General features: G+C 66.4%; 21 protein-coding genes and 2 pseudogenes. 15 read left to right on the plus strand and 8 right to left on the minus strand.

From position 1 onward, the window contains the following. Nucleotides 1–15: 15 nt before the first annotated feature. Nucleotides 16–867, minus strand: coding sequence for an ABC transporter permease (locus ABZV58_RS30730; protein ID WP_355003678.1), 852 nt, complete (start codon nt 865–867; stop codon nt 16–18). Continuing rightward, entirely contained in the window at nt 864–1,850 is a 987-nt protein-coding gene (locus tag ABZV58_RS30735) for an ATP-binding cassette domain-containing protein (RefSeq protein ID WP_355003735.1), read from the minus strand. The genes ABZV58_RS30730 and ABZV58_RS30735 overlap by 4 nt, the downstream gene beginning before the upstream one ends. A gap of 593 nt (nt 1,851–2,443) precedes the next feature. On the opposite strand from ABZV58_RS30735, the gene ABZV58_RS30740 reads away from it, so the two are divergent. The 3 genes and pseudogenes from ABZV58_RS30740 to ABZV58_RS30750 all read left to right on the plus strand — a co-directional run bounded on the left by ABZV58_RS30740 (nt 2,444) and on the right by ABZV58_RS30750 (nt 4,332). Then, nucleotides 2,444–2,620, plus strand: a complete 177-nt coding sequence (locus tag ABZV58_RS30740) for a hypothetical protein (protein ID WP_355003739.1) — start codon at nt 2,444–2,446, stop codon at nt 2,618–2,620. A gap of 245 nt (nt 2,621–2,865) precedes the next feature. Continuing rightward, nucleotides 2,866–3,285 (plus strand): annotated as a pseudogene (locus ABZV58_RS30745) (DDE-type integrase/transposase/recombinase); the annotation flags it as partial. 444 nt (nt 3,286–3,729) lie between these two features. Beyond that, complete coding sequence (locus tag ABZV58_RS30750; RefSeq protein WP_355003679.1) at nt 3,730–4,332, plus strand: hypothetical protein; 603 nt, start codon at nt 3,730–3,732, stop codon at nt 4,330–4,332. A gap of 121 nt (nt 4,333–4,453) precedes the next feature. Here the strand turns inward: ABZV58_RS30750 and ABZV58_RS30755 are convergent, their stop codons facing one another. After that, nucleotides 4,454–5,074 carry a maleylpyruvate isomerase family mycothiol-dependent enzyme gene (locus ABZV58_RS30755; RefSeq protein WP_355003680.1) on the minus strand — a complete coding sequence of 207 codons (621 nt, stop codon included), beginning with the start codon at nt 5,072–5,074 and terminating at the stop codon, nt 4,454–4,456. Nucleotides 5,075–5,601: 527 nt separating this feature from the next. On the opposite strand from ABZV58_RS30755, the gene ABZV58_RS30760 reads away from it, so the two are divergent. From ABZV58_RS30760 to ABZV58_RS30790, 7 genes are all read left to right on the plus strand, one after another. Beyond that, nucleotides 5,602–6,456, plus strand: coding sequence for a helix-turn-helix transcriptional regulator (locus tag ABZV58_RS30760; protein WP_355003681.1), 855 nt, complete (start codon nt 5,602–5,604; stop codon nt 6,454–6,456). Nucleotides 6,457–6,532: 76 nt separating this feature from the next. Further along, complete coding sequence (locus ABZV58_RS30765) at nt 6,533–7,315, plus strand: glucose 1-dehydrogenase (protein WP_355003682.1); 783 nt, start codon at nt 6,533–6,535, stop codon at nt 7,313–7,315. A 299-nt stretch (nt 7,316–7,614) separates the two neighbouring features. Next, complete coding sequence (locus ABZV58_RS30770) at nt 7,615–8,586, plus strand: NAD(P)-dependent alcohol dehydrogenase (RefSeq protein ID WP_355003683.1); 972 nt, start codon at nt 7,615–7,617, stop codon at nt 8,584–8,586. A gap of 553 nt (nt 8,587–9,139) precedes the next feature. Then, entirely contained in the window at nt 9,140–10,381 is a 1,242-nt protein-coding gene (locus ABZV58_RS30775; protein WP_355003684.1) for an oxygenase MpaB family protein, read from the plus strand. Nucleotides 10,382–10,454: 73 nt separating this feature from the next. Continuing rightward, nucleotides 10,455–10,802, plus strand: coding sequence for a hypothetical protein (locus ABZV58_RS30780; RefSeq protein WP_355003685.1), 348 nt, complete (start codon nt 10,455–10,457; stop codon nt 10,800–10,802). Nucleotides 10,803–10,959: 157 nt separating this feature from the next. Then, on the plus strand, nt 10,960–11,268 hold the full coding sequence (locus ABZV58_RS30785; RefSeq protein WP_355003686.1) for a hypothetical protein: 309 nt from the start codon (nt 10,960–10,962) through the stop codon (nt 11,266–11,268). A 169-nt stretch (nt 11,269–11,437) separates the two neighbouring features. Then, complete coding sequence (locus ABZV58_RS30790; RefSeq protein WP_355003687.1) at nt 11,438–12,634, plus strand: FAD-dependent monooxygenase; 1,197 nt, start codon at nt 11,438–11,440, stop codon at nt 12,632–12,634. Between the two features lie 53 nt (nt 12,635–12,687). On the opposite strand, the gene ABZV58_RS30795 is transcribed toward ABZV58_RS30790, so the two are convergent. From ABZV58_RS30795 to ABZV58_RS30805, 3 genes are all read right to left on the minus strand, one after another. Further along, nucleotides 12,688–13,281 carry a TetR/AcrR family transcriptional regulator gene (locus tag ABZV58_RS30795; RefSeq protein WP_355003688.1) on the minus strand — a complete coding sequence of 198 codons (594 nt, stop codon included), beginning with the start codon at nt 13,279–13,281 and terminating at the stop codon, nt 12,688–12,690. After that, nucleotides 13,278–14,360: a saccharopine dehydrogenase gene (locus ABZV58_RS30800; protein ID WP_355003689.1), complete on the minus strand. Its 1,083-nt coding sequence runs from the start codon at nt 14,358–14,360 to the stop codon at nt 13,278–13,280. Before ABZV58_RS30800 ends, ABZV58_RS30795 begins: the two co-directional genes overlap by 4 nt. 67 nt (nt 14,361–14,427) lie before the next feature. Beyond that, nucleotides 14,428–15,393 (minus strand): hypothetical protein, encoded by a 966-nt coding sequence (locus tag ABZV58_RS30805; RefSeq protein ID WP_355003690.1) that lies wholly within the window; start codon nt 15,391–15,393, stop codon nt 14,428–14,430. 406 nt (nt 15,394–15,799) lie between these two features. Between ABZV58_RS30805 and ABZV58_RS30810 the strand changes: the two genes are divergently transcribed. The 3 genes from ABZV58_RS30810 to ABZV58_RS30820 all read left to right on the plus strand — a co-directional run bounded on the left by ABZV58_RS30810 (nt 15,800) and on the right by ABZV58_RS30820 (nt 18,826). After that, nucleotides 15,800–17,374, plus strand: coding sequence for a hypothetical protein (locus tag ABZV58_RS30810; RefSeq protein ID WP_355003691.1), 1,575 nt, complete (start codon nt 15,800–15,802; stop codon nt 17,372–17,374). Nucleotides 17,375–17,376: 2 nt separating this feature from the next. Beyond that, complete coding sequence (locus ABZV58_RS30815) at nt 17,377–18,012, plus strand: DUF305 domain-containing protein (protein WP_355003736.1); 636 nt, start codon at nt 17,377–17,379, stop codon at nt 18,010–18,012. Nucleotides 18,013–18,100: 88 nt separating this feature from the next. Continuing rightward, complete coding sequence (locus tag ABZV58_RS30820) at nt 18,101–18,826, plus strand: hypothetical protein (RefSeq protein WP_355003692.1); 726 nt, start codon at nt 18,101–18,103, stop codon at nt 18,824–18,826. Between the two features lie 514 nt (nt 18,827–19,340). Here the strand turns inward: ABZV58_RS30820 and ABZV58_RS30825 are convergent. Further along, a complete protein-coding gene (locus ABZV58_RS30825; RefSeq protein ID WP_355003693.1) occupies nt 19,341–19,616 on the minus strand; it encodes a hypothetical protein in 276 nt (91 codons plus the stop codon). 20 nt (nt 19,617–19,636) lie between these two features. Here ABZV58_RS30825 and ABZV58_RS30830 point away from each other — a divergent pair. Next, nucleotides 19,637–20,185, plus strand: a pseudogene (locus tag ABZV58_RS30830) (FAD-dependent monooxygenase); the annotation flags it as partial. 238 nt (nt 20,186–20,423) lie between these two features. On the opposite strand, the gene ABZV58_RS30835 reads toward ABZV58_RS30830, so the two are convergent. Beyond that, nucleotides 20,424–21,008: a TetR/AcrR family transcriptional regulator gene (locus tag ABZV58_RS30835; protein ID WP_355003694.1), complete on the minus strand. Its 585-nt coding sequence runs from the start codon at nt 21,006–21,008 to the stop codon at nt 20,424–20,426. A 148-nt stretch (nt 21,009–21,156) separates the two neighbouring features. Here ABZV58_RS30835 and ABZV58_RS30840 point away from each other — a divergent pair, with 148 nt between their 5' ends. Then, entirely contained in the window at nt 21,157–22,176 is a 1,020-nt protein-coding gene (locus ABZV58_RS30840) for an aldo/keto reductase (protein WP_355003695.1), read from the plus strand. Nucleotides 22,177–22,265: the final 89 nt, after the last annotated feature.

Below are 22,265 nucleotides of genomic sequence, written 5' to 3' on the forward strand. Positions count from 1 at the left end.
GTTGCCTACGCGGACCTAGCCGCGCCTGCGCTTGTTGTAGAAGTACATGGTCAACGGGAAGAAGATCACCACGAGCACGGCCGAGGACAACAGCACGAGCAGCAACTGCCCCGCGGTCACGTCACCCTTCATCAGGCCACGGGCGGCAGTCGCCGCGTGACTGACCGGATTGATGTCGACGATGAACTGCATCCAGCGGGGCATGGTCGCCGAGTCGACGAAGACGTTGCTGAGGAAGGCCAGCACCATCAACAACATGCTGCAGGTGAGCAGTGTTTCCGTCTTCTTGGCGAGCACGCCGATCACGGTGAAGATCCACGCGAACGAGAACGAGAACACCAGCAGCAGCAGGATGGCGAGGATCAGACCGATCGCGCCCGCCTCCGGCCGGTAGCCGAGCAGCATCCCGAGACCGGCGGTGAACACCAGCGCGAACAGGTACCGGCCCAAGTCGGCGACCATGGTGCCGACCAGAACGGCCGGCTGCCAGAACGGCATGGTCCGGAACCGGTCGAAGATGCCCTTGACGATGTCGGAATTCACCGCGATGCCGGTGCTCGCCGTCTGCGTCACCGCGCCGACGACCAGCACGCCCGGCAGAAAGTACTGCAGGTAGTCGTCCGTCGATCCGGCGAACGCACCGCCGAACAAGTATTGGAATACCAGCAGGAAGATGATCGGCATCAGCATGATGTCGAAGAGGACTTCGACCGCCGAGTTCTTCATTTTCAGCAGCGCCCGCTCAGCCAGGGCGAACGTGGCCGTGAAGGGATTGGACCGCGGCGGTGACTCGTTGGCCAGCAGCACCGAATCCAGGTGGTCGTCGATGCCCGCTCGCGGGGAAACTGTCATGTTCGGGGTGCTCACGCCGCATCCTCCTCGTTCTCGATGGCGGTGTTGTCTTCGGCGGGATGACCGGTCAGTTCCAGGAACACCTCATCGAGGCTCGGCTGGCCGAGCGCGTAACTGACGATGTCGACCCCGGACTGTGCGAGCACGCCGAGCGCGTGCGCGACCCGTCCGGTATCGGAGACGGCGGCCGAGAGCGTGGCCGGATCGGATCCGAGGTGCACCGAGACGCCGAGCAACTCGGCCAGAATGGATTCGGCTTCGCCCCGCTGCTGCGGGTCGCGCACCCGGACGTGCAGCGCGCCCGAGCCGACAGAAGCCTTGAGCTCGCTGGGGGTGCCCTCGGCGACGACCTTGCCGTGGTCGATCACCGCGATTCGGTCGGCGAGTTGGTCGGCCTCGTCGAGGTATTGGGTAGTGAGCACCACCGTGGTCCCCCGGGCGACCACCCCGCGGACGAGATCCCAGACCTGGTTGCGGCTGCGCGGATCCAGACCGGTGGTCGGCTCGTCGAGGAAGATGAGCCGTGGGGTGCTGACGACGCTCGCCGCGATGTCCAGCCTGCGGCGCATGCCGCCGGAGTAGGTCGAGGCCTTTCGGTCGGCCGCATCGGCGAGGCCGAACGCGTCCAAGAGGTCGTCGGCCTTCTGTTTGGCCGTGGCGCGCGGGTACCCGAGCAATCTCGCCAGGAGCACCAAGTTCTGGCGGCCGGTGAGATCCTCGTCGACGGAAGCGAACTGGCCCGTCAGACTGACCAGTTTGCGCACCGACTCGGCTTCGGCCACGACATCGTGACCGAAAACCCGTGCCGTACCGCCGTCCGGTTGTAGCAGCGTGGCGAACATCCTGAGCGCGGTGGTCTTCCCGGCCCCGTTTGGGCCGAGAACGCCGTAAACATGTCCGCTCTGCACGGCAAGTTCGAGACCGTCCACCGCACGAGTTTCTCCGAAAACCTTGACGAGGCCATTGGCCTCCAAGGCAAGAGAGGAATTCACTTTCAGCTCCCCAGAGAATAGTTGACCCACTCCGTGGACGAATGCGTTCTTACCGTTGAATCCATTGATCGGGCCCACGGATCGGGTGGAGCGCGCTGCCCCGATCAGGAGGCTACACGAGATGCTTTCCGACCGCCTATGAGTGTCACGAACTTATAACAAACAGCCTCTGAGCTGCGCTGGAATACGCGCCCTATAGCGGCAGCCCCTATTGCAATATTATCCGACTAATAGGTCTGTTTAATAGCGCTATTCGACTGTGGATATAGCCGACCGATGCTTGTTTGTCAGCTGCACCAGCAACGGAACGAGCTCGTTGGGAGTCGACTCGGCCAGCATTTCCTGGCGGATACGTTCCGCGCTTTCGGTGAACGACGGCTCAGCCAGTACCCGCTGGATCTGCTCGCGTAGGACAGAAACTGCACGGCGTGCCCCAGGTCGACCTTGCTCGACGCCTGCGAACACCTGCTCGCGGCGAGTGCTGATCACCTCGCCAGGTAGATCCCGCACAACTCGACCGTGACATGCGGCACCGCGAAGTCGGCGAGATCCAGCAGCCAACATCCTCGGCCCACCGCGCCGGATTGTTACCGTGAAATATGCCCAGCGAATCCCCGGTAGCGGCGACTCTGCGTCGCGAGCAGCTCCGCGACTTCCTTCGCACCCGCCGCGCCCGGCTCACCCCCGGTGACGTCGGCCTGATCGCCGCGGGCAAGCGGCGCACACCGGGGCCGCGCAGGGAGGAGGTCGCGATGCTGGCCGGGGCTAGCATGTGATTGGTGGCCCCCTACCCGTTTGGGAGTGATTGCCATGGCGAAACCGCAGGTTTCGGCCGGTTCCTCGTCGGAGTTGGATATCTATGCGCGGGTGTCGCGGGTGGGTGATGAGCGGCACCGGCCCACCGGTGGGCAGGTCGATGACTGCACGGCGCGGGTCCAGGACCTGGGCGCGACCGTGGGAGAGGTGCATGTCGATGACGGGCGATCGGCATGGAACCCGAATGTGAAGCGGCCCTCGTGGCTCCAACCGGATCGTGGGCTATTCCATCGACTCGCGGATGAAGTCCGCGCTGGCCGTGCGCGCGCTCAACAACGCGGTGGCTCGCCGCGGGGACGTGGCCGGCTGCATTCTGCACACCGACCGTGGGTCGCAATTTCGAAGCCGAAAGTTCGTGCGCGCCTCGACTCGTCACGGCATGGTCGGGTCGATGGGCCGAGTCGGCGCGGCCGGTGACAACGCCGCCATGGAGAGTTTCTTCGCGCTGCTGCAAAGGAATGTTCTCGACCGCCGATCCTGATGCGGCCGTGAGGAATTGCGCATCGCGATCGTCACCTGGATCGAGCGGACCTACCACCGTCGGCGGCGGCAGACCGCCCTCGGCCGGTTGACGCCGGTCGAATACGAGACAATCATGACCTCACCGGCCAGTCAGGCCGCGTGACCAAAGCTGTCACCTGACCGTGCAGCAGTCCCACCATCACGTGATCGACGGTGACATCTTCGGCAACCGCCAAACCCCCGGCGTCAGTCCCTCAGGCACCGGGGGTTTTCACCGGTGGTGGTTCTCATCGTGCCGGATTCGGCTTCCCCACATCCTGCAACTCTGCTCCATGGAAGCTGACATAGGCGCACAAGAGAGTGCGTAACGAAGATGTCACGCCGGCCAGATGTGAGCACTACGTACTCCATGTCGCCTGAGCAGCGCGAAGAACAGCTCAGAATTCCTCTCACAGTTCCACCACCAACCGGGTCGGCCGATTCCATTCAGCGCCCAGGAGGCATTTCGAGTGCCAGACAGGCTGTCCGACCGCGCATAGGCGGCATGTCAGTGTATTCCGGCCACGCTGGTACGTTCGATATGGATTTCGCCGACGGGGAGGGACGGATGACCGGCGAACCTGTGACGACGCTGTATGACTACCAATTGGCGATGCTTCACCCGATGTGCAAGAGCGCCCCTGCGCAGGCCGCGGATCTGCTCGATCGAATCGGTGCATCTCGCGCCGACACCGCGATCGCCGAGGAGCGGTGGTTCTTCGCTGCTGCGACGAACAACCTCAGGTCGATCGCTGAGTACGTAACAGCTTGGGGTGCACCATCTTCAGAGCGGATTGAACGCCACGGCGATAGCGAGGTTCGGTATGCGGGGTGGGATCTGCCGTTCTGGCCCGGCCTGCAGATCGAATGGATGGAGATTCCGCATCACCCCAGCCTGTTCAGGCAGCTTCTCCGGCACGCCGACTGTCCACGGCCGCGGTTGGAATCTATCGCAGACCTGACACCCTGGTCATGCACCTGGAACGAGTTCCACGATGCAACCCTGGGACCGACGGACTTTGTCGATGGATTCGGCGGGATCGGAGACGTCGTAGCCCTCCGGGCGATCGATCCCGACTCCGGCCGCAATCGTGTCTACTGGGCACATTTCGATTGGGGTCTGTTGCAACATGTCGAACCAGCACCCGACACCTACATCTGGAAGCTTTGAGGCACTACCAAGGCCACCCGATGGCCGATCGAACTGAACACACTCAACTCGGCATGTGCGGGCGTCCGGCCGTGGGTGCGGTTGCCAGCGCAGAACGCCCGGGTCGCGGCATTACCGCGCGTTAGAAGGTGATACGGGTGGAAAGTTTGGTCGATCCCGGACCCGACAGATCAGCAAGGCTTGCCGCACGTCCGGCCATCGCCATCAGCAGCGCTTCCCCGGGACCATTGACCAACGGCCCGGAACCGTGCACCCAGGTGAAATCGGTTGCGGCCAAACGCACGCCGCGTGTACGCCAGGCGCCGCGAATCAGCGGCGCGTAGCGGGTGAAGTCCAGAGCAATGCGCAACCGGTCCTCCGGGATCGTCCGCGGCAGGTCGAGAGCCCGCCGAATGTCCTGCTGATGAATCATGGCTTCCACCAGCGCAACCCGCCCGCCGAACCATGCGGTCAGCCCCGTTGGCTCGGAATGAGCACGCAGCAGATCGGCCAGCTGCCACGACGGGTGATCCGCGTACGTGGCCACACCAATCCGGTTGATATCCTCCAAAAGTTCTCCACGGGCGACGTGCGCTGCGAAGCGTGCAGGCGTCAACTGCCCGTAGGCGTGAACATGTGCTGCGACGTCACGCACCCGCCACGTCGCGCACAAGCTGGGGGCGTCCCACTGCTCGGCCGACAAGCCAGTGACCAGTTCCGCCAGTTCGACTCGCTCGGCCCTCGCCAGACCTTTGATGTTCATGCCGGTCAGTACACCACCGCCGTCATGCCCTGAGAAGAATCAACCAACGCACGGTCATCGGCATGATGGTGCGTTCGGTCAGCGTCAGAAGCCCTGGCCCCGTTGATCTTCCGAGATGGTGCGCTGGCCGGTTCGGTCAGCGCGACATGCGGCATCCGGATGTCTTTCTCGAACAGACCCGGCACAAGACACGGGCAGTGCGGAGCCTGAGGCCGACTCGTCACCGGTGGCCGAGGTCCACTGTCAACCTCTGACACGGATCGAAAACGTCGGCTTGTCCGTTCAACGAGTTAGCGAATCGCCCGGCAATGACAGGTGATGCCCGGAACCTACATCGGCGCAGGAGGAGTGTGTAACCAACATGTCACCCCTTTCGAGCTGTGCCTATCCGCACTACGCCACGCCGCCAGGTAGGAGCGCGACGGCTCAGCGCACAACGCGACGCTCGGCACCGACCCGACAGCACAGCATCGCGATTCGTCGTGACGACACAACTGGAGCCACAGACCCAGTTGTTACCGTGAAATATGCCCAGCGAATCCCCCGTGGCGGCGACCCTGCGCCGCGAGCAGCTCCGCGATTTCCTGCGCACCCGCCGCGCCCGGCTCACCCCCGGTGACGTCGGCCTGATCGCCGCGGGCAAGCGGCGCACGCCGGGGCTGCGCAGGGAGGAGGTCGCGATGCTGGCCGGGGTCGGCGTCTCCTGGTACACGTGGCTCGAGCAGGGACGCGACATCAACGTGTCGGCCGAGGTGCTCGACGCGGTCGGCCGCGCACTGCGCCTGACCGAGCCCGAGCGCGCGCACCTCTACGTGCTGGCCGGGCTCAATCCGCCCCGCGCGGGTGCGGCGCGCGACACCGAGGTCTCGCCGCAGCTTCGGCAGGTGGTCGACGCGTGGGCGCCGCGTCCGGCGATCCTGCGCGACCGCTATTGGAATCTGCTCGCCGTCAACGAGGCGACGCGCATCGTCTTCGGCTATGACGACACCGACCGCAACTGCATCGTCTCGTTCTTCACCAACGCCCGCTACCGCGGCATGCACGACCCGTGGACGTCCATCGCGCCCGCGGTCGTCGCCGCCTTCCGCGCCGATGCCGACCAAGCCCCCGACGATCCGGAGTTCCGCCGCGTCATCGACGAACTCGCCGCGGTGAGTACCGAATTCGCCGAGTTGTGGGCCCGGCACGACGTCGGCGTCCCCGCGCAGGGCGTGAAAGCGGTGCGCCATCCGGCGGCGGGCGAGCTGTTCTTCGATGTGACGACCTTGGTGGTCGCGGACCGCCCCGATCACCACCTCGAGCTGTACCACCCGCGGCCGGGCACCGCGACCGAGGAGCGGGTCGCCCAGCTCTTGCGGAGCCCGGTAGCCGCCTCGGTCTGATCACCAGGGTGGTGTTGCCGGACCCATGTCGACCACGCACTGTTCGCCACGCGTCGGGCTCGGCAGGCTGAATGCCATGACGCACAACACTTCCGGCACATTCCGATTCCAGGACAAGATCGCGCTCGTCACCGGCGGCTCGAGCGGGATGGGCCTGGCGACCGCGCGACGACTGCTGGCCGAGGGCGCCTCCGTGGTGATCACCGGCCGGGACAAGACCCGGCTCGATGCCGCGGTCCAGGAACTCGGCGGCGGTGACCGCCTGCTCGCGATGCCCGGTGACGCGTCCAGCCTCGCCGATCTCGACGCATTGGCCGACGCGATCCGGGAACGCTTCGGACACCTGGACGTGGTCTTCGCCAATGCCGGTGTCGCTTCGTTCCAACCGCACGCCGACGTCACCGAGGCCGAGTTCGACCGCGTGGTCGACATCAACTTCAAGGGCGTGTTCTTCACGATCCAGAAGACCCTTCCGCTGCTGTCCGACGGCGCCGCGATCGTCGTCAACGCCTCGTGGACCCTGCACCGCGGCATGCCGGGCGCTTCGCTCTATGCGGCGACCAAGGCGGCGGTGCACAACCTCGCGCACACCCTCGCCGCGGAGCTGGGCCCGCGGCGGCGAATCCGCGTCAACTCGGTGAGCCCCGGCTATATCGAGACCCCGATGTTCCACGCCGAAGTGTCCCCGGAGGCGCAGACCGCCGTCGTCGGCGAGGTGGTCGCCGGACGCGTCGGCACCGCCGAGGACGTCGCCGACGCCGTCGCGTTCCTCGCGTCCGCGGAGGCGTCGTACGTCAACGGACAGGATCTGATCATCGACGGCGGTCTGGTCGCCTCGATCCCGGGCAAGCTCCTTTGAGCTCGGCAGCGAGTCTCACCATCGGCACGGTCATCGGGCGCCACCTGCTCCGGCTGGACGGCTTGCGCGACGCCGAACCCGAACGGATCACCGCGTTACTCCGAACCGCCTTCGACGGCATTCGCCCACGGCGCCGCGCGAACCATTCCGGACAAGTCAGCATGAATCCTCCACCGAAACGCTGTCCGAAACCCTGTGACACTCGAATCAGTGCTGGTCTCAGGGGTTTCCCCGATGTCCGGCCCTGGGGTGGCGATCTACCGTTTCGGCGATAGCGGGTAGCACGAACGGAGAACCTAATGAAGGCGATCATGCAAGACCGGTACGGATCACCGGAGACCCTCGAGTTCGGGGACGTCGACCCACCGCTTCCCGGCGACGACGAGGTGCTCGTCCGGGTGCACGCCGCCGCGGTCAACGCCCTGGATTGGCATGTGATGCGCGGGGATCCGTACCTGGCCCGGCCGATGATGGGTCTGCGCGGGCCGCGGGCGAAGATCCGCGGCCGCGATTTCTCGGGCCGGGTCGAGTCCGTCGGGCGCAACGTGACGCGGTTGAAGGCCGGTGACGAGGTGTTCGGCGAGGCCGACGGCGCCTTCGCCGAGTACGTGGCCGCTCCGGAAGGAGTGGTCGCGCACAAACCGGCTCGCCTGACATTCGAGCAGGCGGCCGCGATTCCGCTGGCGGGCAACACCGCACTCATGGGGCTGCGGGACCTCGGGCAGGTCCAGCCGGGCCATCGAGTTCTGATCAACGGCGCGTCTGGCGGCGTCGGCACGTTCGCGGTGCAGATCGCCAAGGCCTTCGGCGCGGACGTGACCGGCGTGTGCAGTACCAAGAAGATCGAGCAGGCACTGGCACTCGGCGCGGACCGCGTCATCGACTACACCAAGGACGACTTCGCCACCGGAACAACGCGATACGACCTGATCTTCGATCTCGTCGGCAACCGCTCGCTGTCCGAATCGCGGCGAGCACTGACACCGGCCGGCAAGCTCGTCCTGTCCGGCGGCGGCGTGTACCGGGGCGGCTCGATCGTCGGACCGATGGCGCTCATGGTGACGGGAATGGCGCTGGCGCGCTTCGCCCGCTGGGTGGACGTCCTCCAGGTGGAGCAGCGCGCCGACAATCTGACCGCGCTCGCCGAGCTGGTCGAAGCCGGGAAACTCACACCGGTGATCGACCGGACCTACCCGCTCGGCGAGGCCGCCTCGGCCATCCACTACCTGGAGACCGAGCACGCGCGCGCGAAGGTCGTCATCACGGTCTGACGACAACGACCGCCGCGGCAGGCACGCGCCGAGCGGTAACGGCACCCGGGGCGTCGGCGAGCAAGCCCGGCAGGTGCGCTTTACCAGCCGGTCGTCCGCTGGTTCCAGAGGACCTCCACAAACACCTCGCCGATGCTCCGATCAGTGAATTTCCTTGTGGGCCACTGTGACACAGCCATCTCGGCGCGACGCCGCCGCAAACCGGCTACGCACACTTGAATCTTGCCGGTTCGTCGCAATAAGTTACTCGATATTACCCACCAACACCCCTGATGCACACCCGCCCCCGTTCGTCGACTCGCGACACGGTCGGGTCGACATGAGGCACGGCAAGGTCGCGAAAGATGCACGTGGTCTTGCTCTAACAGCGACTCGAAGGCAGTCGCGCATCCCCCACGGACCGAACGGGAACGCACGAAACCCGGGTCGAGCAAAACGCGGACAGCACTCCAGCGAGCTGTTAAGTTAATAACTATTCCTCGATTCATGACGGTAGACATGGGTTGCTCGCCGCCGGATCGAGGTCTGCTCGTACTCAATGAGGAGTGACGTCATGGATGGACTCAACAGACGTGATGCGTTGAAGGCCAGCGGGATCCTCGGGGCGCTCGGCGCCTTGGCGATCGTTTCGCCCGCGCGGGCGGAGCCGTGGACCTGGTCACCGCAGGGCTCGGTGGCCGGATCCGGTTCCGGCGCCGACCCGATGACGGTGTGGGATCCCGAGGCCGACCAGTTGGTCGCCGGATTGATCGATAGAGGCGAAGTCCCCCGGGTCAACGAGTTGTTGCGGACCTGGACCAGGAACGGTCAACCCCTACCCGGCGGATTGCCCTCGGAGCTGCGCGATTTCATGGAGTACGCGCGTCAGCTGCCGCAGTGGACCGATCGGGCCAAGCTGGGTACCGCGATCGAGTTCAACAAGAAGCGCGGACTGTATCTCGGTGTGCTCTACGGTTTCGCCAGCGGCATGATGAGTACCGTCATTCCCAAGGAGGCGCGGGCGGTCTACTACTCCAAAGGCGGTCAAGACCTCAAGGACCGCATCTCCAAGACCGCCAAACTCGGGTACGACATCGGCAGCAACAATGCCTACGGCCCCGACGGGGAGATGGTCGTCACCTGCGTCAAAACCCGGCTGGTCCACGCGGCGGTGCGACATCTGCTGCCGCAGTCACCGCATTGGGTGCACTCCGCCGAGGAAGACGTTCCGATCAGCCAGAACGACATCATGGTCACCTGGCACAGCCTGCCCACGACCGTCATGAAGCACCTGACCGCCTGGAAAGTGCCGATCCCGCCGCACGAATCGGAGGCATTCCTGCACTCCTGGCAGGTGGCCGCGCACATGCTCGGCGTCCGCGACGAGTACATCCCCAATTCGTGGGCCGAAGCCAATTCCCAAGCGGCGCAGGTCCTCGACCCCATCATCGCGGCGACGCCCGAGGGCGCCAGGCTGGCCGACCGGCTCCTCGGGCTGGGCGCCAACATCGACTTCGCGATCCTCAGCAAACCGGTACTCGGCGCGTTCACCCGCTTCTTGCTCGGCGACAAGATCGCCGACGGACTGTCCATCCCGAGGGAACCGGTGTGGGATCCGCTGCTCCGATTCAGCTGGGGCCCTTTCATCGCCGTGCGCGAGGGCCTGCTCACCGCTGTCCCGCCCGCGGCGGACGCCTACTGGCTCCTCGACGAATTTCTCCGCAAAGCCGCCCTGATCTATCTGGCCGAATTGCGGATGCCGATCAGCATCGAACTCCCGACGATGAACCGCGATATGAGCGTGCCGCCGCGCTGAATCACGGTCAGATTTTGAAACGACTTCTGCCGTCTCTTCTTTCGAGCCCATTCACTGACAAAGGAGCGCGATGATGCGTACCACCCTTCGCCTCGCCGCCGCCTCGGTCGCGGCGGCGAGCCTCGTCGGCACCGCGGCGGGTGCGACAGCCGAACCCAACCCCGCCCCGGCCTTCGCGCCGGTCGCCGCCCCCGAACCCGGAACCGGCTCGTCAGCGGTCGACTCCGGATCGGCGGCGGCCCGCTCGGCCGTCGATTTCCTCCAGCACGGCGACATCATCGGAATCATCGTCCTGCTCGGCGTCACCCCCTTCCAGATGCTGACCGGCGGCATCTGCGATCTGGCCACGCTGTCGGCACTCCCGAATCCGTGCAGACCGGGGATTCCCCGATACCCGGCGACGAGTCCTGTCTCGAATTAGGACCACGGCTCACGACTCCCTCGGCCACGGGTACGCGAGCATCCCCGGGATTGGGCAATGACGGGCATTATTAAATTGGTCGACGCGGCGACTTCTGGAGCCCGACGAAAACGCGTAGAATTCCAGCAGGTCGGGACAGCATTTTCGGAGTCCTATCATGATCACGAGAAAGAATTCACACGCGAAGCTCGCTCGATTGGCGACCGCCGTCGGCATAGCCGCAGTCGCCGCGATTCCGGTCGTCGCCGCCACGCAAGCGCCTACCGCGAACGCAACGCCCACGTCGGCAACTCAATTCGTCGAAAGTCCTGGTTGGGGCGGTGGCCACGGTTGGGGTCACGGCCCTGGTTGGGGCTGGGGTTGGGGCCGCGGCTGGGGTTGGGGCGGCTGGGGTTGGGGCTGGGGCGGCTGGGGTTGGGGCTGGGGCGGCTGGGGTTGGGGCGGCTGGGGGAGCTGGGGTCGCTGAGTCGACTTGTAGTGCCGGTGACTGAGCCCGGACACGCGCAGCGTGCCGGGCTCAGCCGCATCGAGTAACCGATGCCGTGAAGCCCGGATTCAGACCAGGCTGGAGCTGGTGACGAATGAAGATCGTGTGTATCGGTGGCGGGCCTGCCGGGTTGTATTTCGCTATTTCGATGAAGCGGCGCGACCCGGCCCATGACATCACGGTGATCGACCGCGATCCTCCGGGGTCCACCTATGGCTGGGGCGTCGTGTACTGGGACGACCTGCTCGACATTCTGTATCGGAACGACCCCGACAGCGCCCAGGCGGTGCGTGCCGGGTCGGTCCTATGGCGGGAACAGGCGATCCATGTGCGCGACGAAACCGCGCATTTCGGGGGGTACGGGTTCAGCATGGGGCGCGCGGCATTTCTCGATGTGCTGTCCCGACGGGCGAGCGACGTGGGCGTCGATGTCCAGCACGGGCGAGAGGTCCACGATCTGTCGGGCTTCGACGACACCGATCTCATCGTCGCCTCCGACGGCGCGAACAGCCAAGTACGGCAACTGGCCGATCATCGTTTCGGCACGTCCGTCGCACTCGGCGAGAATCCGTATGTCTGGCTCGGCACGGACAAGGTCTTCACCCGATTCACCTTCGCCTTCGAACACACCTCGGCCGGATGGATCTGGTTCCACGCCTACCCGTCGGTCGCCGACAAAATCAGCACCTGCATCGTCGAGTGCCAACCGCGGACTTGGCATGGACTGGGCTTCGATTCCCTGGACAACCAGGAGAACTTGCGCGCTCTGGAGAACATCTTCGCGCGCCATCTCGACGGTCACTCGTTGATCAGCAAGACACGAGGCGAGTTCGCGAAGTGGAGCCGTTTTCCCGAAGTAACCAACAAGAGTTGGTATCACGACAACGTGGTGCTGCTCGGCGACGCGGCGCACACGACGCACTTCACCATCGGTTCGGGCACCCGGCTGGCCATCGTCGACGCCGTCGTGCTGGCACAAAACCTGTACGAGCATGCCGAAGTCGCCGACGCGCTGAAGAACTACGATGCGCAGCGGCGCGCTGCGCTGCGCCCGATCCAGGCCTCCGCCCGTGCCAGCATGATCTGGTTCGAACACGCCGACCGATACCTCGACCGCAGCGCCGTGCAGTTCGCCTATGCGATGGCGGCTCGGCACGGGCTGCAAATGCCGTGGCGATATCAGCAACACCTGCTCACACAGGTATCCACCGTGCGCAAGATCCGGCGCGCCATCGACTCCGGACAGCGGCGGTGGCGGGCCGCCCGACGAGGGGAGATCGCGATGGCACTGCCTTCACCACGACGACCACCGGAACCGATCCCGACCGATCAGCCGATCTTCTGATCCCCGCCCGAGCCGGGCACCGGGACACAGGGCAGCGCACCACACGCGACGACTTACACGGCCAGCAGCGCTGTAGCTGTCGCGATCAGCGTGTCGTCCGTCGCCGAGTCGGCTCGGTCGGCGATCCCGGAGCGAAACAACGCCGCGCCTTCGATGAGCATGGTGAAGACGCGGGCGCGTATTCGGCAGATGCCCTCGGGCGCTTCGGGATTGCGCGCCCGGATGAGGCCGACGACGTGGTCCTGGTAGGTGCGGTAGAAGTCGCGCACCGCTTCGGCTGTCGACTCGTCACGCGCGGCCAGCGCCCAGATTTCGGTGTATACGCGGACAAGACAGAAGTCGTCCTGCTCCACCAGTAGCATTCGGACCATATCGGCGACCGGCTCGGTCGAATCGGCGGAGGCCAGCAGTGGGGCGAGCCGTTGCAGGGTTCGTTCGAGGGTACGGCGCAGGACCGCGGCGATCAGTTGGCCGCGGTTCGGAAAGTAGTACTGCAGGTGGCCCAGCCGGACCTCGGCCGCCGCGGCGACCGCGCGCATAGTGAGCTCCCCGTGCCCTGACTCGATGAGGATTCGTTCGGCGATGTCGAGGAGTTCGGCGCGGCGTTGCGTTCCCTTGCCGGTGCGCGGCGGACGGTGGCCGGTCATGCGGCTACGCCGGTGGTGGCGGACTCGATCTCCACAGCGACGCCGTGCGCAGCCAGCATCGCGGGAATCTCAGCAGGCAGGGGTGTCTGTTCGGGGAAGGTCACGCCCGCGGAGACCGGTGCGCCGTCCAGACCGAGAACCCGCTGAAGCCCGAGCAGTGCGCCCACCGCTGTCAGGTGAGCCTGCCCGGCCGGGTCGGTCACCACAGCACTGCGAGCGAGCCCGCCGTGCGTGACATCGACGCGCAGTCGCGCAATGCCGCCCTCTCCTCCCGCGCGCAGGATTGCCCGTCGCAGACCGGTGAAGTTGTCGCCGCGGCCCCAGCGGAAGAAACCAAGCCGCTCGAGAGCGAGCAACGCCGAAGTCGACGCGGCCGAATCGAATCCGATGCGAGTAGCCGCGGTCCTTGTGCCGAGCGTCAAGGGCAGGGTGAACTGTTCGGGAGTGTCGATGCGCGCGACTCGGGTGATCGTGCCGCCCATGCGGATTCGGCGAGTATCGCTCAGCGGCATGACGTTTCGCCGCTTCCCGTTTTCGATCACCTCGTAGTCCAAGCCGAAGCGGTCCATGAAATCGATCGAGTCCGCACCCGCTCGATCTCGCAGATCCCAGCGGATCGCCACCTCGACCGTGTCGGCGCCGCCGAGCTCATGGGCGAGACAGGCGGCGACAAGACTGGTGACACCGCCCATCCATGCCGAGGACAGCAGCACAGGCGCGGCCGGGGCGAGCATCGCGGCCACGGTGGCGGCTCGTTGCAACCGGGCGGTCCACCGGGTGATGTCGACGAACGGCACCCCACCCGCGATCGCCGCCCGCAGAATACGGTCGTCGGGATCGTTGACCAGGCCCACCACCGCTCGCACATCGGCTCGGAATGGCACCGGATCGGCCAGATCCCACACCTCCAGCGCGGCACCAGTTTCCGCGGCCACTTCCCGGCCCCGTTCCGGCGTGCGCCCGGTGAGCAGCAGCGGAAGCGACCGAGCCGCCATCCGCGCCACCTCGGCACCGACCACCCCGTATCCGCCCACCAGGAGAACCGGGCCTTGCGCATCGAACTGCAACGCGTCGCTCATGATCTCAAAAATAGGTCACATGACCTAAAAATGCGAGAGGTCGCCGCGCGTTGCCGGATTCCAGCGGCTATCGCGGAGGGGCGCACCACTCGCGGCGGTAGGTGGCCCAATCCTCCGGTGTCGCAGCGAAATCGACGTACAGCGCCACACCGAAGGCCGGTCGCCGGGGGTCGTTTCGGCTCAGTCCCAATCGGATTCCGCGCACCGCGTTGGCGACGGTCTCCGCCGCGCCGTGATGCCCGGGATCGTCCGCCCAGAAGGCGGGCACCCCCATCAGGAGATCGACACTGGCCGGGGTGACCTCGAGCGCGAGCGCGGTCTGCTGAGCGACGTACCCGCCGTACAGGGAGCCCCACGGCATAGAGGTGTCGTACGACATCAGCGCTACCTGATCCACGCGCCGCGCAACATCGGCGAAATACTCTTGCGACCACCACTTTCCGTGATCGAACAGGGTGATTCCGACCGAGTGCAGCCCCGGCAGCGGGTCGATCTGCGGAGCCGAGACCGACAGCGGTGCGCCTCGGCTCGCGGTGACGGCGCGCACCTGGTCCAGCAGCGTCAGGTAGCCGGACGTGCCCGACCGTACCGGCTCCAGATCGAGGTGGACGCCGTCGAAACCGAGATCGAGCACCCTGGTGGCGGAGGCGGTGATGCGGTCGCGGACCGCGGCTTCGTCCAGATGGAGGCCGTCGAATTCGGGCGCGACGATGTCGCCGAGCCAGGACTGCACCCGTATCCCGGGCAGCGCGCGATGTACCGCGTCGACGAACCACTGTGCCCGCGGGTGTAATTCGCCGCGCAGACTGCCGTCGTGCTCGAGCGGGCCGGTGTGCACGTAGAGGTCCTTGATGCCGGTGCCGGCCAATGTGGTCACCAATCCGGCCACGTCGGCATCGGTCTTGCGGCCGTCGACCCAGGCGTGGCCCAGCCACACCGCGTCCCGCCCTCTGGTGCGCGCGTCCGCGCTGGGTTCACCGGAGAACTCGAGTCGGAGTGCGACCGCTGCCGCTCCCACGGGAAGCAGCAGCATCGCAAGCACCAGCCCTGCGGCTACCGCGGCGCGGCGACGCCGCGACCAACCCCGCCACCGAATCCCTACCCTCAGCCACCAGCCCCACACTTTTCTGTCCCTCCCCGAGCTGAAACCGCGACTCCAGCCGCCCGTCTTGCCGCTCGCCTCGGCCGATTCCGACACTACCAACCCACGTGCCACGACCCGACGACGCGAGATCGACCGAAACACATCGGCTCACCGCCGACTGTCAGTGCTATCGCACGCTCGCGAACATCCGAGAACGAATCAGCACAGGTTTCAGAAATTCTCCCGAACCCACTCCAGAAGTTACCCGCCGTTACTACTATTCAGTCAGATCGCGTCGCTGTCCCAGTCAGACGACGCGTCACGACCGCGAACAAGGAAGTGGGGGGTCGCAACGATGCACTCTCTGTCACGATTGCGCCGCATCAGACCTGTCGCACTGCTCACCGCCGCGGTCATCGCCGCGATGATGGTGCCCGGCAGCGCCTCGGCCGATCTGCAATCCGACATCGCCACCGCCGTCCAGGAATTCCTGGATGTCGGACGAAAGTCGGTGCCGCGCGCGGACTGCGGACCGGATTCGATGCCGGAACCCGGCCTCCAGGGCGACGTGCCCGCCGCCGACCGCGACAGCGGACGCAGCACGCGGGGCTACCGGTGCAACATGTCGATGGTCGGCCAATTCGCCGGGCGCGGAGCCGGAATCACCTCCACCAGCTTCGAACACTGCGCCTACATGGGGTCGTTCTTCCCCGGCGACCTGATCAGCGAAGGCCGCGGCGTCCAGGTGCTCGACGTCTCGGATCCGGCGAACCCGCGCCCGACGGTCACCCTCACCGAACCAGCCATGCTGGCGGGCACCTGGGAGAGCCTGAAGGTCAACGCCGAGCGCAAACTGCTGGTGGGAACTGGTGTCCCGGTCGGCATCGGCGTCGGCTACCTGTCCGTCTACGACATCTCCGACTGCGCGCACCCACGCCTGCTCAATCCCGGTCCCGGCACGAATCTGCTGATGCCCCTTCCGATTACAACGCACGAGGGCGGCTTCTCCCCCGACGGACGCACCTACTGGGCCTCCGGCATCGCGCCCGGTTTCGTCAGCGCCGTCGATCTCACCGATCCGGCCAACCCGCGCGTCGTCTGGCAGGGCTTGACCGGCATCGAAGCGCACGGCTTCGGCATCAGCCCGGACGGCAACCGCATGTACCTGTCCGCGCTCGGCGGCTTCACCGTGCTCGACATCAGCGCCGTGCAGCGCCGCGACCCGAATCCGCAGGTGCATCACATCGGCCGCACGTTCTGGACCGACGGTTGGGCGACCCAGCACAGCATCCCCGTCAGCTACGACGGCAAGCCGTACCTGTTCACCGTCGACGAGGGTGGTTCCGGCGGTGTGAAACTCATCGACGTTTCCGACGACACCGCCCCCAAGGTCGCGAACAAGTTGAAGCTCGAGATCAACCTGCCGCAGCACCTGGACGCGAATATCGGCTCCTCCATGGGTGGTTCGGCGTTCGCCTACGAATCGCACTACTGCGCCGCCGACCGGCAGGAGAATCCGACGGCGCTCGCCTGCGGGTGGATCTCCTCCGGAATCCGGGTCTTCGACGTGCGCGATCCGTTCGCGGTGCGCGAGATCGCCTACTTCAACCCGCCCGCGCGCACCGGCCGCAACCTCGAACTGTGGAACTCCCCGCACGCCTTGGCCTCGATCATCGGCGTCCCGCTGATGAGCGCACCGCCCGCGGCGCGCGCGGTGCTGGAGGGACAGTTCGATCCGGCCGATGCGCTCACACCCCGCACCGGGCGGCTCGCCTTCGGCGACGTCTCCACCGACTGGTGCTTCTCCCCACCCGAATGGCGCGGCAACGATTTGTATGTCGCGTGTTCGGACAACGGCTTCATGGTGTTGCGGCTCGACGAGGCGGTCTACAGCCCGCCCGCCGACCAGCGTTCGATCGTCGGCTCGTGAGCATGCCGCTCGGGGTTCGGATCGCCGCGTTCGCCTCGGTCGCCCTGCTCCTGCTGGCGCTCGGGGCGGCGTTGCGACCGCTGGCGCTACCCGAAAAGCACACTGCCGCAGCCGTACTAGACGCCATCGAGATCGGTTTCGCCCAGGACATGACCGCGCACCATCAGCAGGCGCTGCTGATGACCCAGCGCCTCGACCCGGCCGCGGCGCCGACCGTCCGCCGCGTCGCCGAGCAGCTGGCCGACACCCAGCGCGTCGAGATCGGCACCATGCTGGGCTGGCTGCGTCTCGCCGACGCGTCGCCGCTGTCGCCGCGACCGATGACGTGGATGGCCGATAAGGCTGCGTCGCACCACCATTCGGCGCGACCATCGGATGCGCCGATGCCCGGCATGGCGACGACGGCCGAACTCGACGCCCTCGCCGCGGCGCGCGGTCGGGACGCGGAAATCCTGTTCCTGCAACTCATGATTCGCCACCATCAAGGCGGCATCGCGATGGCGCAGGCGGCGGACCGGCAGCTGACCGAAGGGCCGGTCAAAGAGGCAGCCCGCGCGATGATCCAGTCCCAAGGTCAAGAGGTCGGGGTGATGAGTCTGTTGCTGACCCAGCTCGGCGGCGGGCTGCTCCCCCGGTGACTCCCGGCCGCTGTCGGCGCTGTCGAGACCTCTCGGTATCGTCGGTGCCGATGAACGGCCGCGGCCGGGAGAGGGTTGGTGCGGTTAGATGATTCAGGTGGACGAGATCACCATTCCCGAACACATCCACGGCTATCCGGACGTCGCCTTCGGCGGTTTCGTCGCCGGTGTGCTCGCGACCCGTTGCCCGGAGCCGACCGCGCGCGTCGATTTCCGCGCCAAGGTACCGGTCGGCACACCGCTGGCGATGACTCCCACCGCCGTGAACGGCACCGCGCTGACCGACGCGGAGGGCAAAGTCCTCGCCGAGATCGGCGGGACCACTTTGTCCCTCGATATTCCGCCCGCGCCGAGCTGGGCCGAGGCCGAGGCCCTCACGACGCGCGTCCTCGCGTCGGGCGAACGTCGCGTCACCCACTGCTACGGCTGTGGCGCGGCGTGCGAACCCGGCCGGGGGCTGCGCCTGTTCCCCTGGGCGCTGCCCGACCGCGAACTCATCGCCGCCGCGTGGGTGCCAGACCCGGCGCTTGGCGCGGCGGACGGCGCCGTCACCACCGAAAACGTGTGGTCCGCGCTCGATTGCCCCGGCGGCCACGCGGGGTTCCTGCTGTCCGGCATGCGCCAAGGCGCGGTCACCGCCGCCCTCAGCGCGACCCTGCTGCGGCCGATCCAGGCTGGCGAGCCGCACATCGCTTATGCCTGGCCGATCGGACGGGACGGCCGCAAGTACACCGTGGGTGTCGCGTTGTCGACCGCGGCGGGCGAGCTCTGCGCGGTCTCCGAGGCGCTCTGGATCGAACCGCGCGGCCTGTAGGCGATCGGCGTTACTCGCAGGCGAGCCCGAAAAGGAAGAACCCCCGGCCGAATGGCCAGGGGTCCTCGTACTCGATCAGCGCGAAATCACAGCGGAGGAAAACCCGCCGAACCCGTGGCCAGCCAATTCCAGAAGGCCGCCGCACGGTTGGTGATCAGGGCGACGATGTCGAGAACGGTGCTTCCCATACTTTTCCTTACCTCTCGCATAAACAATTGCTGGTCGACCTGATTCCATCGAGCCAGGTCAGCAGCGTTTTTCACACTCCACGCCGAGCGCCGAGCACTGCCAGTGTGCCAACTGTGTGCCAACGCACGGAAACCCGGCCCCTTCCCGGGCTCTCGGCCGCGATCGACGCAGCCCCACCGGATTCCCCACCGATGCCCTCGGTTTCGACCACCGACCTGGCGCCTGCCTCCGCTCACGTCATGCGTAATCCTGCGTACCGATGTCGACCTCTGCCGCTCGCTCGCGCGAGGGGGATACATCCGCCGCGTCGGCGATGGCGTCGGGGTCACTCGTCGGAATGCGGTGTGGCTTCGCCGGATCCAGCCCTGTCGGGCTCGAGGTTGTTGTCGAGCCGAATCAGCAGCTGTTCCAGGGTCTGGATCTCGGCGGGACTGAATCCGGCGACGGCCCGCTGTTCGATTTCGGCCAGTCGCCGTCGCGCTTCGGTCAGTTGCGGCGCGGTGTCGTCGGTCAGCGTGATCGTCTGACTACGGGCATCGTGGGGATTCGGTGTGCGGCGGATCAGCCCGTCCCGGTCCATCCGGGTGAGCAGTTGGGCCATGGTGGCCGCAGCGCCGCGTCGCCGTCGCGGGGGCCGGACCGACCGGCCTCATGCTCGCCGCCGAATTGCGGGTCCGCGGTATCGAAGTCGTCGTGGTGGAGCGGCGGCCTTCCCATGGCCCGAACCGGTTCGATCCGGACTGGCCGACCGCACTGATCGTGCCGCAGCACGAGACCGAGCGGATCCTGACCGCCCGCGCCGTCGAACTCGGCGTCCGGATCGTGTGGTCGACCGCGGTGGTAAACCTGCGCCAAGACGACGCCGGGGTCGAGGTCTTGCCTGACGGGCAGGACGGCTCGGCTTCGATCCGCGCCGAGTACCTCGTCGGCTGCGACGGTGGGCACAGCACCGTGCGTAGGATCTGCGGCTTCGAATTCCCCGGCGACGAGCCGGTCTCGTCCTGGATGGTCGGCGACGTGCGGTTGGACTGCCCGCCCGACGGCAACGGCGTCTTCGGCCGCAACGAACGGATCGGCACCTACCACCGCTCTGATCGAACCCGGACACCAGAACGACGCACTACGCGACGTCATCGCCGACATCCTCACCGTGCCGGAAGTGTGCCGTGACGGCCTCGTCGCCGTCCGGCTGACCGATATGCCGCCCCGCAGGCTTTCCGCCTGGAACAGCGCCACCGCGAACCCGCTCATCCGGTCGTTCGCAGCGGTCGCCACGGCGACCTATCGAAGAGATGCCGTCGAACCGAGACGCACGCAACCACGTGCCAAGTCCTGAACGCTGTTCCGTTTGTGGGTCGATCCGCTCACGCAGTTATCGGTCGCGCGCGAAAGCCACGGCCGCCTCCAATCAGTTACGACGCAATCCCGCGATGAGGAGTTCGGCCATGCGTCGCGCGTCGTAGCGGGGGGTGTTGCCCGCGCCGATGCACAGGTTGCCGACGCCGCGCAGGAGTTCGTAGGCCTCCATGTCGGGGCGAATCTCACCGGCTGCCGCAGCGGCGTCGAGCAGCTGGGTGCATACGGGGACGAGACGGTCGAGGAAATAGCTGTGCAGCGCCTCGAAGGTGGGATCGCCGGACTGCAACGCCTCGGCCAAGCCGTGCTTGGTGACCAGGAAGTCGACGAAAAGGTTGATCCACCGCGCCAAGGCCGCGTGCGGCGTTTTGCTGTCGGCCAGCAGTGCCGGACCGGCCTCCGCGCAGGCCTCGACCTGGTGCCGGTAGACGGCGACGATGAGATCTGCGCGTGTGGGGAAGTGACGATAGATCGTGCCGACGCCGACACCCGCCCGTGCGGCGATGTCGCGCACGGGGGCGTCGACGCCGGACGAGACGAAAGCCGCCGCGGCCGCGTCCAACAGCGTCTTTTCGTTACGCCGGGCGTCGGCCCGCTTTCGCGGGGCCGACGATCCCGATCCGCCGGTATCGGCCATTTCGCACCTACCTCCGTGACTCCACTTGCCAAGCGGAACCATGTTCCGTATGTTCTTTGACGGAACAAGGTTCCGTTTGTTCAGGATGCCAGCACCGGCGATCCGAAACCAATCCCCCCTCGCTTCACCTCTCACGGAGGAACATCTCATGCAGTACCGCACCTTGGGCCGCACCGGCGTGCAGGTCAGCACTCTCGTGCTCGGCGCGATGAATTTCGGCAGTTTGGGACGTACCACCCAAGACGAGGCCACCGCCATGGTCGACGCCGCACTGGACGCGGGGATCAACCTGATAGATACCGCCGACTGGTACAGCCGGGGAGAGTCCGAGGAGATGGTCGGCAAGGCCATCGCAGGCCGTCGCGACGACCTCGTGCTGGCCACGAAGGCGGCCATGCCGATGAGCGACGAGCGCAACCACCGGGGCGGTTCGCGCCGGTGGCTGGTCACCGCGTTGGACAACAGCCTGCGCCGTCTCGGCGTCGACCATGTCGATCTCTACCAGATCCACCGCTGGGACCCGAGCACCAGCGACGAGGAGACGCTGTCGGCGTTGACCGATCTGCAGCGCGCGGGCAAGATTCGCTACGTCGGCTCCTCGACGTTCCCCGCGTACCGCATCGTGCAAGGACAGTGGGCCGCCAGGGAGCACCACCTGAGCCGCTATGTCACCGAGCAGCCCGGCTACTCGATCTTGCAGCGCGGCATCGAGACTCACGTCCTGCCCGTGACCGAGCAGTACGGGCTCGGCGTGCTGGCATGGAGCCCGCTGGCCTCGGGCTGGCTGTCGGGCGCGATCCGCGAGGGCCGCGAAATCACCACCAGCCGTTCATCGTTCATGCCGCAACGCTTCGACACGAGCATCCCGTCCAACCGGGCCAAAATGGCAGCCGTCGAACAGCTGGCCGAACTCGCCGATGCGTCCGGTCTGACGCTGATTCAGCTCGCACTCGGTTTCGTCACCGCACACCGCGCCGTGACCAGCGCGATCATCGGCCCCCGCACCATGGACCACTTGCACTCGCAGCTCGCCGCCGCCGACACCGCGCTCTCCAGCGATGTGCTCGACGCGATCGACGCGATCGTCGCTCCCGGTGTCGACCTCGCCCCGGACGAGAAGCACGACACGCCCCCTGCCCTGCTCGACGCCACGCTGCGGCGTCGCTGATCGCCGGTCACGACCGATAGGACGAACCAGCCTTCTCGTGGTCAGCTGACGGCGAAGGCTGTCGGTTGTTTCGCGCCGACGAATGGCTT

Origin of the sequence: Nocardia sp. NPDC004654 (assembly GCF_040609595.1) — a bacterium.
Lineage (GTDB): Bacteria > Actinomycetota > Actinomycetes > Mycobacteriales > Mycobacteriaceae > Nocardia.

Bases quoted from the DNA above. Each gene is read 5' to 3' on its own strand.
- ABZV58_RS30740 (WP_355003739.1), top strand. From the start codon at position 2,444: ATGCCCAGCGAATCCCCGGTAGCGGCGACTCTGCGTCGCGAGCAGCTC.
- ABZV58_RS30750 (WP_355003679.1), top strand. From the start codon at position 3,730: ATGACCGGCGAACCTGTGACGACGCTGTATGACTACCAATTGGCGATG.
- ABZV58_RS30755 (WP_355003680.1), bottom strand. From the start codon at position 5,074: ATGAACATCAAAGGTCTGGCGAGGGCCGAGCGAGTCGAACTGGCGGAA.
- ABZV58_RS30760 (WP_355003681.1), top strand. From the start codon at position 5,602: ATGCCCAGCGAATCCCCCGTGGCGGCGACCCTGCGCCGCGAGCAGCTC.
- ABZV58_RS30765 (WP_355003682.1), top strand. From the start codon at position 6,533: ATGACGCACAACACTTCCGGCACATTCCGATTCCAGGACAAGATCGCG.
- ABZV58_RS30770 (WP_355003683.1), top strand. From the start codon at position 7,615: ATGAAGGCGATCATGCAAGACCGGTACGGATCACCGGAGACCCTCGAG.
- ABZV58_RS30775 (WP_355003684.1), top strand. From the start codon at position 9,140: ATGGATGGACTCAACAGACGTGATGCGTTGAAGGCCAGCGGGATCCTC.
- ABZV58_RS30780 (WP_355003685.1), top strand. From the start codon at position 10,455: ATGCGTACCACCCTTCGCCTCGCCGCCGCCTCGGTCGCGGCGGCGAGC.
- ABZV58_RS30785 (WP_355003686.1), top strand. From the start codon at position 10,960: ATGATCACGAGAAAGAATTCACACGCGAAGCTCGCTCGATTGGCGACC.
- ABZV58_RS30790 (WP_355003687.1), top strand. From the start codon at position 11,438: ATGAAGCGGCGCGACCCGGCCCATGACATCACGGTGATCGACCGCGAT.
- ABZV58_RS30795 (WP_355003688.1), bottom strand. From the start codon at position 13,281: ATGACCGGCCACCGTCCGCCGCGCACCGGCAAGGGAACGCAACGCCGC.
- ABZV58_RS30800 (WP_355003689.1), bottom strand. From the start codon at position 14,360: ATGAGCGACGCGTTGCAGTTCGATGCGCAAGGCCCGGTTCTCCTGGTG.
- ABZV58_RS30805 (WP_355003690.1), bottom strand. From the start codon at position 15,393: ATGCTGCTGCTTCCCGTGGGAGCGGCAGCGGTCGCACTCCGACTCGAG.
- ABZV58_RS30810 (WP_355003691.1), top strand. From the start codon at position 15,800: ATGCACTCTCTGTCACGATTGCGCCGCATCAGACCTGTCGCACTGCTC.
- ABZV58_RS30815 (WP_355003736.1), top strand. From the start codon at position 17,377: ATGCCGCTCGGGGTTCGGATCGCCGCGTTCGCCTCGGTCGCCCTGCTC.
- ABZV58_RS30820 (WP_355003692.1), top strand. From the start codon at position 18,101: ATGATTCAGGTGGACGAGATCACCATTCCCGAACACATCCACGGCTAT.
- ABZV58_RS30825 (WP_355003693.1), bottom strand. From the start codon at position 19,616: ATGGCCCAACTGCTCACCCGGATGGACCGGGACGGGCTGATCCGCCGC.
- ABZV58_RS30835 (WP_355003694.1), bottom strand. From the start codon at position 21,008: ATGGCCGATACCGGCGGATCGGGATCGTCGGCCCCGCGAAAGCGGGCC.
- ABZV58_RS30840 (WP_355003695.1), top strand. From the start codon at position 21,157: ATGCAGTACCGCACCTTGGGCCGCACCGGCGTGCAGGTCAGCACTCTC.